Source organism: Enterobacter cloacae complex sp. 372C4, from assembly GCF_050030615.1.
Classification (GTDB): domain Bacteria; phylum Pseudomonadota; class Gammaproteobacteria; order Enterobacterales; family Enterobacteriaceae; genus Enterobacter; species Enterobacter intestinihominis.
In genome coordinates this window covers 300,765-314,830 of record NZ_JBLGUQ010000001.1, presented here as the reverse complement: position 1 = coordinate 314,830, position 14,066 = coordinate 300,765, and the positions used below count along the sequence as shown (strand labels likewise).

The following is a 14,066-nucleotide window of genomic DNA, read 5'->3' as shown; positions in this document are numbered from 1 at the left end:
CGCCTTACCCGGCCTAAAAACGCGTTGGCCCGTGCAAGCGTAGCGCCGCCGGGCAAAAAAAAGCCGGATTCTCATCCGGCTTTTTTATTACTTCACCTGCTGACCCGGCTTCGCGCCTTCGTCAGGGCTTAACAGGAAGATGTCTTTTCCGCCCGGGCCTGCGGCCATCACCATCCCTTCAGAGATGCCGAAGCGCATTTTACGCGGCGCCAGGTTTGCCACCATCACGGTCTGACGACCGATCAGCACCTGCGGATCAGGGTACGCGGAACGAATGCCGGAGAAGACGTTACGTTTCTCGCCGCCCAGATCCAGCGTCAGACGCAGCAGTTTGTCAGAACCTTCCACGAACTCCGCGTTTTCGATCAGCGCCACGCGCAGGTCGACTTTGGCGAAATCATCAAAGGTGATGGTCTCCTGAATCGGATCGTCCGCCAGCGGGCCGGTCACCGGCGCGGCAGCCGCTTTCACCTCTTCTTTTGATGCTTCCACCAGCGCGTCAACCTGTTTCATCTCGATGCGGTTATACAGTGCCTTGAAGGTGTTCACCTTGTGGCCGAGCAGCGGCTGCTGGATGGCATCCCAGGTCAGTTCGGTGTTCAGGAATGCTTCCGCGCGGGCTGCCAGCTGCGGCAGAACCGGCTTCAGCCAGGTCATCAGCACGCGGAACATGTTCAGACCCATGGTGCAGATCGCCTGCAAGTCGGCGTCGCGGCCTTCCTGTTTCGCCACCACCCATGGTGCCTGCTCGTCGACATAGCGGTTGGCCACGTCTGCCAGCGCCATGATTTCGCGAATGGCTTTACCAAATTCACGGCTTTCCCAGGCTTCGCCAACCGCAGCGGCGGCGTCGGTGAAGGTTTTATACAGCTCAGGATCGGCCAGTTCGGCAGAGAGCACGCCGTCAAAGCGTTTAGCGATAAAACCTGCGTTACGGGACGCCAGGTTCACCACCTTGTTGACGATGTCCGCGTTCACGCGTTGCACGAAATCTTCCAGATTCAGGTCGATATCGTCGATGCGGGAAGAGAGCTTCGCGGTGTAGTAGTAGCGCAGGCTATCCGCATCGAAGTGGTTGAGCCAGGTGCTGGCCTTAATAAACGTCCCGCGAGATTTGGACATCTTCGCACCGTTGACCGTTACGTAGCCGTGTACGAACAGGTTAGTCGGCTTGCGGAAATTGCTGCCTTCAAGCATCGCTGGCCAGAACAGGCTGTGGAAGTAAACGATGTCTTTACCGATGAAGTGGTACAGCTCGGCGGTGGAATCTTTCTTCCAGTACTCGTCGAAGCTTAGGGTATCGCCGCGCTTGTCACACAGGTTCTTGAAGGAGCCCATGTAGCCGATTGGCGCATCCAGCCAGACGTAGAAATATTTGCCCGGCGCGTTCGGGATTTCGAAGCCGAAGTATGGCGCATCGCGGGAGATATCCCACTGCTGCAGACCGGATTCAAACCACTCCTGCATCTTGTTCGCCACCTGCTCCTGCAGCGCGCCGCTGCGGGTCCACGCCTGCAGCATTTCGCTGAACGACGGCAGGTCGAAGAAGAAGTGCTCGGAGTCACGCATCACCGGCGTGGCGCCGGAAACCACGGATTTCGGCTCGATAAGCTCGGTCGGGCTGTAGGTCGCGCCACACACTTCGCAGTTATCGCCGTACTGGTCCGGGGATTTACATTTCGGACAGGTGCCTTTGACGAAACGGTCCGGCAGGAACATGCCTTTTTCCGGATCGTACAGCTGAGAGATGGTGCGGTTTTTAATGAAACCGTTCTCTTTCAGACGGGTGTAGATCAGCTCTGACAGCTCGCGGTTCTCGTCGCTGTGCGTGGAGTGATAGTTGTCATAGCTGATGTCAAAGCCAGCAAAATCGGTCTGATGCTCCTGACTCATTTCGGCGATCATCTGTTCCGGGGAAATTCCCAGCTGCTGCGCTTTCAGCATGATTGGGGTGCCGTGGGCATCGTCCGCACAGATGAAGTTCACCTCGTGGCCGCGCATTCGCTGGTAACGGACCCAGACATCAGCCTGGATATGCTCCAGCATGTGGCCGAGGTGGATTGAGCCGTTGGCGTACGGCAGGGCGCACGTTACCAGAATTTTTTTCGCGACTTGAGTCATAGTAGGCATTACTTCTTTTAACTGTGAAAAGGGTTTTCGATATTACCAAAAGGGGCATTATTAAGTAAGCACAAACCACGGCCTTTCAGGTAAACTTGTTCATCTAAGGTCTTATTCACAAGAACAAAGGAGTCGGGATGAGTTCTCAATCCCAGGCCAAATCACCGGAAGCCTTACGAGCAATGGTCGCCGGGACGCTGGCTAATTTTCAGCATCCAACCCTGAAGCACAATCTCACGACGCTGAAAGCGCTTCATCATGTCGCATGGCTGGACGATACGCTGCACATTGAGCTGCAGATGCCGTTCGTCTGGACCAGCGCCTTTGATGCCCTGAAAGAGCAAACCAGTTCTGAGCTGCTGCGCATTACTGGCGCAAAAGCAATTGACTGGAAGCTAAGCCACAGCATCGCCACGCTCAAGCGCGTGAAAAATCAGCCGGGCGTTAACGGCGTGAAGAACATCATCGCCGTCAGTTCTGGCAAGGGTGGGGTGGGTAAATCGTCGACCGCCGTGAACCTGGCGCTTGCGCTGGCGGCAGAAGGGGCGAAAGTCGGCATTCTGGATGCGGATATTTATGGCCCGTCCATTCCGAACATGCTGGGTGCTGAAAACCAGCGTCCAACTTCGCCGGACGGTACCCACATGGCGCCGATCGTGGCGCACGGTCTGGCGACCAACTCCATTGGTTACCTGGTCACGGACGATAACGCAATGGTCTGGCGCGGCCCGATGGCCAGCAAAGCGTTGCTGCAAATGTTGCAGGAGACAATGTGGCCTGACCTCGATTATCTGGTGCTGGACATGCCGCCGGGCACCGGTGATATCCAGCTGACGCTGGCGCAGAACATTCCGGTCACCGGCGCCGTCGTGGTCACCACGCCGCAGGATATCGCGCTGATCGACGCCAAAAAAGGCATCGTGATGTTCGAGAAGGTGGAGGTGCCGGTACTCGGCATCGTCGAGAACATGAGCATGCACATTTGCAGCAACTGTGGACACCATGAGCCGATCTTCGGTACCGGCGGTGCGGAGAAGCTGGCGGCGCAATATCACACCCAGCTGCTGGGGCAACTGCCGCTGCATATCACACTGCGTGAAGATCTGGATAGCGGTAAGCCGACGGTGGTCAGCCGTCCTGATAGCGAATTCACGGAAATCTATCGTCAGCTGGCGGGGCGCGTTGCGGCGCAACTGTACTGGCAGGGGGACGTGATCCCGAGTGAGATCGCCTTCCGCGCGGTATAACGCCTCTGCGCGTCAGTGCCGGGTGGCGGCTTCGCCTTACCCGGCCTACCTCGATTTTGTAGGTCAGGTAAGCGTAGCGCCACCTGACTTTACCCAAGCCGATAGTGCATCAAATAATACTCTCCTTCCGGAGAATCCCCCGTCGCCTCAATGTGCCAGCCGTGGCGCTGGTAAAACGCAACCGCCCGCTCATTCTTCACCAGACACTTCAGCGCGCCTGTACTGGTAAACGTCCTCTGTACTTGTTCCAGTAACAAACGGCCAACTCCCAGACGCTGATACAGCGGGTCGACAAACAGATTGTGCAAAAAGTTATCATTTTCCCAGACGGAGGCAAACCCTACCCGGTGACCGTCGTGAATCGCAACCCAGATCTGCTCGTCACGCGTTGCGGCGTCAAAATCCTCAAGCTGCCATTCAGAATTGTCCAGCCATGGCCAGGCCACGCGTCGTGCATGCAGGTACAGCGTGCGCAGAAATGGCCGGTCGTCCTCCTGCCAGGGCCGGATCATCGTATCAGCGGTGATAGAAAATATCTCCGTTATAGGCTTTGTAGATTTTGCCATCAGCATCACCAATCAGAACGTAATTTTCACCCATGTAGGTCCAGTGCGTACCGGCATCGGGCGCGGGAAGGTTACGTAGCTGGTACTGTTTGATGGTGTACTCTGGCGTCTGATACTGCGCGGGCGCGGTATCGCCAATCTTAAATTTGGTGAAGTCGGCGATGAACTCCTGCTCTTCATAAGCCTTAATGCCGGAAGGCGCGGCGGCCGTTTGCGGGGCTGCGAATGCGGAGCCCGCCAGAGACAGTAATACACCCAGAAGCACCAATTTACGCTTAGCCATTTTTTCTCCAGTGAAATCGTTATGGATACGCTTGTCTGCGGGGGACAGTGCGGCAGACAGCCTATTTTAAGTATCAAAACAGGGTGTGTTTGAAAAAAAATGTAACAAAAGTGAACGGTTTTGTGTAGTGCCAGCGGTTGTGAGTATTTTTGATATGAATGCGTGCTGACGGGAATAATTCATTGTAACTATCGTTTTGCTGAATTAATTCTGAAAATACATTGTTGCCGTAATTTTATAAACTGTAGATCGTGCTTTTTTTTGCCACAGGCTTTAAGATTTTCAGGAAGATTATATTTTAATTAATTGCCCGTCACAGATCGGGCAATTCGTGTCTTCACTTTTAGATTACGTTTTAGTATTCCCTTGAAAAGAAACTTATTTCAAGCGTGGGTTAGCGCAGGGCTGCGCCCCGTCGGGCGTTCGCTACGAGCAGGGATGATAAGTATATATAAATGAAAAACACAACAGCATTAACTGTAATATTCTTAGCAATAAGTCAGTTGGCGGGGTGCGTAATTTCTCCCGGCCAAACGTTAAGTTCCGCAGGCAAAAAAATAATTGCGCCGGCTGATCTCAATAATAGTTTAGATAAACAAATCGAAATTTATCCACTTACGCCCGGATTAATTGAGAAACTACGTCCCGCAGCAGCTAAATCTCAGGCAAATCCTAATCTTGATGAGCAGGTCAAAAACTGGGAATACCGTATTGGAATCGGTGACATCCTGACGGTCACCGTCTGGGATCACCCGGAGCTGACTACGCCCGCGGGACAGTATCGCAGCGCAAGCGATACGGGAAACTGGGTCAATGCCGATGGCACGCTCTTTTATCCTTACGTGGGTAAACTGCACGTGGCGGGAAAAACGGTTTCCAGAGTGCGCGAGGAGATCACCGCGCGGCTGGATAACGTCATTGAAAGCCCCCAGGTCGACGTCAGCGTTGCCGCTTTCCGTTCGCAAAAAGCCTACGTTACGGGAGAAGTGGCGAAATCTGGCCAGCAGGCCATCACCAACATTCCGCTGACGGTTATGGATGCCGTTAATGCCGCAGGTGGGCTTACTGCTGATGCGGACTGGCGGAACGTGGTGCTGACTCACAACGGCCAGGATTCCCGAATTTCCCTGTATGCCCTGATGCAGCATGGCGATTTAACCCAGAATAAGCTGCTCAACCCTGGCGACATCTTGTTTATTCCCCGCAACGATGCGCTGAAAGTATTCGTGATGGGCGAAGTTGTTAAACAGAGCACGCTGAAGATGGATCGCAGCGGCATGACGTTGGCTGAAGCGCTCGGCAATGCCGGTGGCCTGGACCAGAATATGGCTGATGCGACGGGTATTTTTGTTATCCGCTCGGTACGCGAGTCCGGGAAAATTGCGAATATCTATCAACTGAATGCAAAAGACGCTTCGGCCATGGTGCTGGGCACCGAGTTTCAGCTTGAGCCTTACGACATTGTCTATGTCACCACTGCTCCACTCTCCCGATGGAATCGCGTAATAACACAGCTTGTTCCGACAATCAGCGGGGTGCATGACCTCACCGAAACGGTTCGTTATATCAGATCGTGGCCGCAATAATGTTCGAATCAATACTCGTAGTATGTACCGGAAATGTCTGCCGTTCTCCGATTGGAGAACGGCTTTTGCGCCAGCACTTGCCCGACAGACACATCACCTCGGCGGGAATACTCGGCCTTGAGGGGTATCCGGCGGATGAGTGCGCCCAGGACGTGGCCTGGCGGCATGGGATCTCCCTCGACGGTCATGTGGCGCGCAGGCTGACACGCAGGCTGATGCAGGGATCCGATCTCATCCTGGTTATGGAGCCGGAACATCTTCGCTTCATTGCAGCCATGGCACCGGAAAACAGGGGGAAGTCGCTGCTTTTTGGGCAGTGGCTGGAGCCGCAGGATATCCCAGACCCCTATCGTAAAAGCCGTGAAGCGTTTGAATATGTGTTCGGGCTATTGGGTAAAGCCAGCCAGGAATGGGCACGTCGTTTAGGACAGAAAGGAATAAAGCATTAATGTCGTCTTACACAACAGACAGTTATGGTGCAGGGGCACCCGAACAAAATGAAATCGATCTCGTTCGTTTGCTCGGCGAAATGATCGACCATCGCACGATGATATTGTGCGTGACTTTCCTTTTCACTTTATGCGCGGGCCTCTATGCCTGGGTTACGCCACCTGTTTATCAGGCGGATGCTATGGTGCAAATAGAAAGCAAACAGGATAACGGCCTGCTCAAAGGCTTGAGCCAGCTGGGCACCGATATTTCGCCGGATGTTGCCCCTGAAATTTTACTGTTGAAATCTCGCATGATCCTCGGCGAGACCGTCGACAAATTAGATCTGACGTATCAGGCAAAGCAGCGCGTTTTGCCTGTGGTGGGGCGTCTCTGGCAGCGTCTGCAAGGGCGTGGCCAGGGCAACATAACGTTAGGCGAACTCCAGATCCCCCAGGTGGAGGGCAAAGCGCAAGAACTCACGCTGACCGTACAGGAAGCGGGAAGGTATCACCTGACGGGCGAAAACATTGAGGCAGACGGCCAGGTTGGTAAAACGCTGGTTACGCAAGGGATCGTGCTGCGGGTGACCTCGATTGAGGCGACGCCAGGCACACAGTTTTCGCTTAAGTCGTTGACGCGCCTGGAGACGATCAACACGCTGAAGAAGCGTCTGACGGTCGTGGAATCGGAGAAACAGAGCGGTATTGTGACCTTAACCCTGACGGGTGAAGATCCTGACAAAATCGCCCGGGTGCTGAATGCGATTGCTGAAAATTATCTTCAGCAAAATATCGCGCGCCAGGAGGCTCAGGATTCGCGTAGTCTGGATTTTTTACAGGAGCAGTTACCGAAAATCAGAGCGGACCTGGATCAGGCTGAAGCGCGGCTGAATGCCTACCGGGCGCAGCGCGACTCTGTGGATCTGTCTTTAGAGGCAAAATCCGTCCTGGATCAGGTTGTGAACGTTGAGAATCAGCTAAATGAGCTGACGTTCCGGGAGGCAGAAATTTCCCAGCTCTTTAAAAAGAGTCACCCTACCTACCGTGCATTGCATGAAAAAAGACAAACCCTTGTGCGGGAACGGGATCGTCTTAATAACCGTGTGTCCTCGATGCCCTCCACGCAGCAGGAGATTTTACGCCTGAGCCGCGATGTTGAGTCGGGCCGCACGATTTATTTACAGCTTTTGACGCGTCAGCAGGAGCTGAATATTTCCCGCTCCAGCGCTGTCGGGAACGTGAGGATCATTGATGAGGCGGTTACACTCCCGGATCCGATAAAACCGCGAAAAGCGCTAATCATTGCGCTTGGCGCGCTGTTCGGGCTCATCCTTTCAATGGGGACCGTACTGGTACGTCAAGCGTTCAAACGTGGGATCACGCTTTCCGAACAGCTGGAAGCGCAGGGGATGCCGGTTCTGGCGACGTTACCACGTTCACAGTGGCTGTGGAGTAAAACGCATTTGCGCAGAAAAAATCCGTTTTCTCGTCGCTGGACACACAAAACCTCGGATGTGCCTTTCCTGCCAGTCGATCGCCCTGCTGATATGTTTGTTGAAGCGGTACGCGGGCTGCGAACCAGTCTGCATTTCACCATGATGGAGGCTGAGAATCGCATTGTGATGATTTCTGGCCCCACGCAGGACTGCGGAAAAACACTGGTGGCGACGAACCTGGCGGCCATTGCCGGGCAGAGCGGTCAGCGGGCGCTGTTTATTGATGCGGATATGCGCCAGGGTTATGTGCATAATATTTTTGGCCTGGAGAACCGCCACGGATTATCCTGCCTGCTGGAAGGGAAGCGCGACTTTGGGGAGGTCATTCAGCATGCTGAAAAAGGGGGAATTGACGTCATCACCTGCGGCCCGGAACCCCTGCGTCCGTTAGAAATGCTGTTAAGCGAACGGTTCATTGACATCATGTCCTGGGTTAACGAGCACTATGACATTGTCATCATCGATACACCCCCAGTTCTTGCCGTCAATGATGCTGCGCTGGTTGCCAGAGCAGCCGGAACAACGCTAATGGTTGCCCGTTACGATAAAACCAGCGTGAAAGAGATGGAGAATACCGTTAAACGTCTACAGCACGTTGGCGTGAAGGTCAGCGGCACAATCCTCAACGATATTGTTAAATCCGCAGCGCTGTTTTACAGCTCGGGGTACAGCCAGTATGACTACGGTTATGCTTCGAGGAAAAAAGGATAGGGGCGTCAGGACGGGATAATAAACCCTCTCCCGGATGGGAGAGGGAAAAGCATTACTTCGCCATCACTTCCTGCGCGGTACGCTCAACCAGAGACAGCAGGACTTTAACGTCCTCCAGCGTCACGGTTGGGTTCAGCAGGGTCAGCTTCAGGCAGGTGACGCCGTTATGCTCGGTCACCCCGACGTTTGCGCGGCCGGATTCCAGCAGCGCATCGCCAATTTTCTGGTTCAGCAGGGCGATACCGGCGTCAGCCATCTGGGTCTGCGGACGGAAGCGGAACAGCACGCTTGCCAGCTGGGGTTGCATAACCAGTTCCAGAGCAGACTGCTCTTTTACGTAAGCCGCAACCTGCTGTGCCAGCGTTACGCCGTGATCGATAATTGCCGCGTATTGCTCCTGACCCAGCGCTTCCAGGCTCATCCACAGTTTCAGCGCGTCGAAACGACGGGTGGTTTGCAGAGATTTGGAAACCAGGTTAGGCACACCCGCTTCTTCATCGAACTCGGAGTTCAGATAAGCTGCCTGATAGCGCATCAGCTCATAATGACGCGCTTCTTTCAGCAGAAACGCACCGCAGCTGATGGTCTGGAAGAACTGCTTGTGGAAGTCCAGCGTTACGGAGTCCACAAGTTCAATACCGTCCAGATAGTGACGATACTGCTCAGACATCAGCAGCGCGCCGCCCCAGGCCGCATCAACGTGTACCCAGATATTCTGTTTCGCAGCCAGCTCAGCAATAGCACGCAGCGGATCGATAGCACCCGCATCCGTCGTGCCGGCCGTGGCCACAATCGCCAGGATCTGTTCGCCGTTCGCGTTGCACTGTTCGATTTTCGCCGCCAGATCGGTGAGATCCATGCGGGAGAATTCATCAGTTTTCACCTGCACCACGGACTGGTAGCCCAGGCCCATCAGCGCCATGTTTTTCTGCACGGAGAAGTGGGCGTTTTCAGAGCACAGCACGCGAATTTTGCGCAGATCGCCCACCAGACCGTCCTGCTGTACCGAGTGGCCCTGACGCGCGAAGAACGCATCACGCGCCAGCATCAGGCCCATCAGGTTACTCTGGGTGCCGCCGCTGGTGAAGACGCCTGCGTCGCCAGCCTGATAACCCACGCGGGTACGCAGCCATTCGATCAGCTTGATCTCAATAATGGTTGCGGACGGGCTTTGATCCCAGGAGTCCATACTCTGGTTGGTGGCGTTAATTAGCACTTCCGCCGCCTGGCTTACGACCAGGCTTGGGCAGTGCAGGTGCGCCACGCACTGCGGGTGATGAACGGACAAACTGTCTTTCAGGAAGAACTCCACGGCGCGTTCAATCGCCGCTTCGTTGCCCAGCCCTTTCGGGTTGAAATCCAGCTTAATACGGTCGCGCAGCTCCGCGACCGTTTTGCCCTGGTACATCTCAGGCTGTTTCAGCCACTGCATCACAGCCTGAGTGCTTTGTTCAATCGCCTGCTGGTAAGCTTCAATGCTCTGGGCAGAGGAGAACAAAATTGGGTTTGAATCAGACATCGTAATCAACAACTCCGGTTACGCCGGGCGAACGCCCGCAGCAAGCAGTGCCTGCTCGAATTTATCCAGGAAGACTTTCAGCTCGTCATCGCTGATCAGCAGTGACGGCAGCAGACGCAGAACGATACCGTTACGGCCGCCACGCTCCAGAATCAGGCCTGCTTCGAAGCACTTCTTCTGGATCAGTGCAGACAGCTCGCCATCGCCCGGGAAGCAACCCATGTGGTCGGCGGCTTCATGTGGCTTAACGATTTCAATACCGATCATCATGCCCAGACCGCGAACGTGGCCGATAACCGGATAGCGTTTCGCCATCTCTTTCAGCTGGCCTTTCAGCCATTCGCCCTGTGCGGCAACTTTGCCCGCGATATTCTGGTCTTTCAGGATCTTCAGCGTCGTCAGACCGGTTGCCATCGCCAGCTGGTTGCCGCGGAAGGTACCGGTGTGGTGACCAGGCGCCCACGCATCGAACTGCTTCTTGATACCGAGCACAGCCAGTGGCAGACCGCCGCCAACTGCTTTGGACATCACGATGATGTCAGGCTCAATGCCTGCGTGTTCGAAGGCAAAGAATTTACCGGTACGGGCAAAGCCAGCCTGAACTTCGTCGAGGATCAGCAGAATGCCGTGTTCCTGAGTCACTTTACGGATGCGCTGCAACCACTCAGCCGGAGCCGGGTTCACGCCGCCTTCGCCCTGAACAGCTTCCAGGATCACCGCGGCAGGTTTACGCACGCCGCTTTCAACGTCGTTGATCAGGTTATCGAAGTAGTAGGTCAGCGCCTTCACGCCCGCTTCACCACCGATACCCAGTGGGCAGCGGTACTCGTGTGGGTAAGGCATGAACTGGACTTCTGGCATCATACCGTCAACCGCTTCTTTCGGAGACAGGTTACCGGTGACGGACAGTGCACCGTGGGTCATACCGTGGTAACCACCAGAGAAACTGATGATACCGCTGCGACCGGTTACTTTTTTCGCCAGCTTCAGCGCCGCTTCAACGGCGTCAGCCCCGGACGGGCCAGTGAATTGCAGACAGTACTCTTTGCCCTGACCAGGCAACAGAGAGAGGAGGTATTCTGAAAACGCGTCTTTCAACGGCGTAGTCAGATCCAGGGTATGTAACGGCAAGCCGCTGGTAATGACATTTTGGATGCTTTTCAGCACATCAGGATGATTGTGGCCAAGCGCGAGGGTGCCTGCGCCTGCTAAACAGTCAAGGTATTCTTTATTATCTGCATCGGTGATCCACACGCCTTCTGCTTTCGTGATCGCTAAAGGCAGTTTGCGCGGATAACTCCTGACGTTAGATTCAAACTCGGCCTGACGGGCCAGATAGGTTTCGTTGCTTTTGTGGGCATCTACGGTGTCAATACGGACTTTATCCGTCATCATATCACTCCTACAACCGCCGCTTCGTTATGAGCAACGATTGAATAAAAAGTTAAAAAACAGATGGGGCCTGAAAAAAACGCCGCCAATATAGAGCCTTTTGTCACCGGGCTCAATGGTTAATTTGTTTACTGTTTTGTGACACAGGGCACAGGGGAGGGGATAACCTCATTTTTCGGCAAAAATATGCAGTTTATTCTCAATAAAAACAGTGGTTTATATATGGATTGTCAGCATTGTAAAATCAGATGAAAGAGTGTGGCAAATTGTGCGCCTGGCAGGCTAAAAGGAGGCGGAGAGCCTCCTTAGACTGTTTATTTTTGGGTAACGCGTAAAACGCCGTGTTCACGTCCCTTTGTTTTATTCCATGACGCGTCCGTAATACCGTTTTCATCCAGGCTTATCGATATCACAAAACCGTTACCATGGATCTCATAGAAATTCGCATTCAGACGTTTAACGCTGGCTTTTTTGCCGTTCACGGTAGCGCTAAAAAAGCCGTTAGAAAGGGTAGCGTTAACCGTATCCGACGAGAACGAGGCTTCGCGAAGGGGATCGTGAACGGATGCCGTTGGTTCGTGTTGTGCCGCGTTTTCCGCTTTGGTTTTGCTTATATCGCAAGATCCATCGCCAGCGCTAATTTGCGTGCATCCCGAGCGCTCTAACTGAGCACGATAGTGTGCGCTAATGGCGTGTGCAGGCGAAATACACCCAGCAAGTACGGCAGCGCTTAACACTAGCATCATTGATTTTTTCATTTTATCACCTTAAAAACGACACAAATAATAAGAAACGTACATAATGCCGATCCAGACCCCGACCGAAATAAGCAATAGATACAGGGCAGCTGAAATAAAAATGTGTTTGAGCATGTTATTGGCCATCATCATACTTTCCATCAGCGAAGTACTGTCGCCCTGAAAAGCTTCCTCTATTATGAATGTAGTCGAGTTACGTGTTTTTCTTAAAAGCCAATCCCGATGCCTGCGCCCATAGCAAGATCATTATTTGTAGAATCGCTTACGCCAGCTTTAACGATGGTGTTGCTACCAACGTGGAAGGATGCACCCACACTAACAGCTTGCTCGTCTTTAAAGCTACCTACACCAGCAGAGAACATGACAGCCTGTTCTTTCTCTACTTGAGGCATAGAGGCGATAGCTACAGCGCTAGCAGCACCTGAACGGGCTTCTTTCTTATTGCTATCAACTTCATCTTTCAGGCTCTTGAATTGAGAGTTAGTGTTAGCTTGCGCTTGTGCGAACACTTGTTGAGCAGCTTTCAGATCTTTAGCTTGTGCTGTAGTTTGGGTATTGAGTGACTTAACCAGATTGATAGTTTTAGTATCAACTTCTTTCTTAGTGATGGTAGTTGTGATTCCGTTAGAGCCAGCTTTACCTGCATCCCCTTTATCACCTTTAGCGCCAGTGTCGCCCTTATCACCTTTGATGGAATCTCCTTTATCTCCTTTCTCACCCTTAACACCTGGAGCACCATCTTTCCCAGCTATTCCTTGTGCGCCTGTATCACCTTTTAAACCTTGCGCACCAGTTGCACCTGCAGCGCCTGTAGCACCCGTTGCCCCGTCTTTACCGTCAACACCATCTTTACCATTAACACCGTCTTTAGGTGGTGTTTGGTTCTCTAAAGCGGTGATCCGTTGATCATGGTTAATCAATACAGAACCTTGTAACGCGCTTTCATCTTGCAATGATTTAATATCGGAACCATTGTTAACAACACCTTGTAAAGCAGTGTCTGCTTTGTTTTTAATGTCATTAATCAAAATATTTTGTTTGTTGTCGGTGGAGATCTGATCAGCTTTGTTGTCATCTACTTTCTGATTCAAAGTAGAGTTAAATTGTGCATTAGCATTAACACCAGCTTGAGCAGCATCAGCTTTATTTACAGCAGTGTTAGCAGTATCTTGCGCATTATTGATAGCAATGTTTGCCTTCTCAACATCCCCTTGCAGATTATAGATTTGTCCGTCTTGTTGAGTGTTGCTAGCCTTGATGTTATCAAGGTTATATGCGGTGTTGTTAGTCCCTTGAACCTGAATAAAAGTACCTGAATTGGTAACATTATCGTTAAGATTTACATTTACATCAGCAGCTTTAGCTACGTTCATTGTACCAGCAAAAAGAGCACCGAGAATAGCGACAGCGATGACGGTTTCACTAACAGGTTTCATTTGAAATGACTCACAGTGTTTGGCAGATAAAATATACGCTAGCGATATTGCTAACGTTTGTTTAAGCAGAGCTGAATGGGTAAGTTTAAGTGTGTCGAATTTTATAATTGTATTTAATATTTATGTTGGTAACGGAGCGAAACTATAGATATTTCGCGACGAGAAATATTGATTTTGATCATGTTTCTTATTAATGATAAGAATGATGAGAAATAATGCTCTTGCATTGTTTCTTCTTTAAAATCAATTTGTTGTGATGCGCTTGTGAACTGTCTTAATTTAACCTTATGATTTTTATGAGATTTTATTTTAACGCTTATGCGGTTTTTATTTAAGTGATGGAAATTAAGGTTTACACGGGGGTTTTCAAATGAAAATCACAACCTTTAAAGCTGAAAGTAAACATTATCGAGTGGGTGTATTTAAATAAAGGGCAAGATATTCTTCCGTAAGATTTCCAATGTAGACATTAAATAAAGATATTTGTAATGTGAATTCAATGTTAGTTATTTATTCAGTA

Annotated in this window: 11 protein-coding genes; 4 read left to right on the top strand and 7 right to left on the bottom strand. The window is 52.0% G+C overall.

Annotated elements, in window-relative coordinates:
- Positions 1-87: 87 nt before the first annotated feature.
- The gene (gene metG / locus ACQG11_RS01550; RefSeq protein ID WP_023300575.1) at positions 88-2,121 is read right to left on the bottom strand and encodes a methionine--tRNA ligase; all 2,034 of its coding nucleotides are present in this window, start codon (positions 2,119-2,121) and stop codon (positions 88-90) included.
- Between the two features lie 137 nt (positions 2,122-2,258).
- On the opposite strand from metG, the gene apbC reads away from it, so the two are divergent.
- On the top strand, positions 2,259-3,368 hold the full coding sequence (gene apbC, locus ACQG11_RS01545) for an iron-sulfur cluster carrier protein ApbC (RefSeq protein ID WP_023300574.1): 1,110 nt from the start codon (positions 2,259-2,261) through the stop codon (positions 3,366-3,368).
- Positions 3,369-3,457: 89 nt separating this feature from the next.
- On the opposite strand, the gene ACQG11_RS01540 is transcribed toward apbC, so the two are convergent.
- Positions 3,458-3,934, bottom strand: coding sequence for a GNAT family N-acetyltransferase (locus tag ACQG11_RS01540; protein ID WP_045620917.1), 477 nt, complete (start codon positions 3,932-3,934; stop codon positions 3,458-3,460).
- Complete coding sequence (locus ACQG11_RS01535; RefSeq protein ID WP_022648672.1) at positions 3,885-4,217, bottom strand: RcnB family protein; 333 nt, start codon at positions 4,215-4,217, stop codon at positions 3,885-3,887. The genes ACQG11_RS01540 and ACQG11_RS01535 overlap by 50 nt, the downstream gene beginning before the upstream one ends.
- 455 nt (positions 4,218-4,672) lie before the next feature.
- On the opposite strand from ACQG11_RS01535, the gene ACQG11_RS01530 reads away from it, so the two are divergent.
- Genes ACQG11_RS01530 through ACQG11_RS01520 form a run of 3 tightly spaced genes read left to right on the top strand, consistent with a single transcriptional unit; the run spans position 4,673 to position 8,441 of the window.
- On the top strand, positions 4,673-5,803 hold the full coding sequence (locus ACQG11_RS01530; RefSeq protein ID WP_426728125.1) for a polysaccharide export protein: 1,131 nt from the start codon (positions 4,673-4,675) through the stop codon (positions 5,801-5,803).
- Positions 5,803-6,252 carry a phosphotyrosine protein phosphatase gene (locus ACQG11_RS01525; RefSeq protein ID WP_022648670.1) on the top strand — a complete coding sequence of 150 codons (450 nt, stop codon included), beginning with the start codon at positions 5,803-5,805 and terminating at the stop codon, positions 6,250-6,252. Before ACQG11_RS01530 ends, ACQG11_RS01525 begins: the two co-directional genes overlap by 1 nt.
- Positions 6,252-8,441, top strand: a complete 2,190-nt coding sequence (locus ACQG11_RS01520; RefSeq protein ID WP_426728124.1) for a polysaccharide biosynthesis tyrosine autokinase — start codon at positions 6,252-6,254, stop codon at positions 8,439-8,441. Before ACQG11_RS01525 ends, ACQG11_RS01520 begins: the two co-directional genes overlap by 1 nt.
- A 52-nt stretch (positions 8,442-8,493) precedes the next feature.
- On the opposite strand, the gene ACQG11_RS01515 is transcribed toward ACQG11_RS01520, so the two are convergent.
- The 4 genes from ACQG11_RS01515 to ACQG11_RS01500 form a co-directional block, all read right to left on the bottom strand.
- Positions 8,494-9,960 (bottom strand): pyridoxal phosphate-dependent decarboxylase family protein, encoded by a 1,467-nt coding sequence (locus ACQG11_RS01515; protein WP_022648668.1) that lies wholly within the window; start codon positions 9,958-9,960, stop codon positions 8,494-8,496.
- Positions 9,961-9,978: 18 nt separating this feature from the next.
- Positions 9,979-11,355, bottom strand: a complete 1,377-nt coding sequence (locus ACQG11_RS01510) for a diaminobutyrate--2-oxoglutarate transaminase (protein ID WP_032623920.1) — start codon at positions 11,353-11,355, stop codon at positions 9,979-9,981.
- A 311-nt stretch (positions 11,356-11,666) separates the two neighbouring features.
- Positions 11,667-12,110: a hypothetical protein gene (locus ACQG11_RS01505; protein ID WP_022648666.1), complete on the bottom strand. Its 444-nt coding sequence runs from the start codon at positions 12,108-12,110 to the stop codon at positions 11,667-11,669.
- Between the two features lie 206 nt (positions 12,111-12,316).
- Positions 12,317-13,546: a YadA C-terminal domain-containing protein gene (locus ACQG11_RS01500; protein ID WP_395029054.1), complete on the bottom strand. Its 1,230-nt coding sequence runs from the start codon at positions 13,544-13,546 to the stop codon at positions 12,317-12,319.
- Positions 13,547-14,066: the final 520 nt, after the last annotated feature.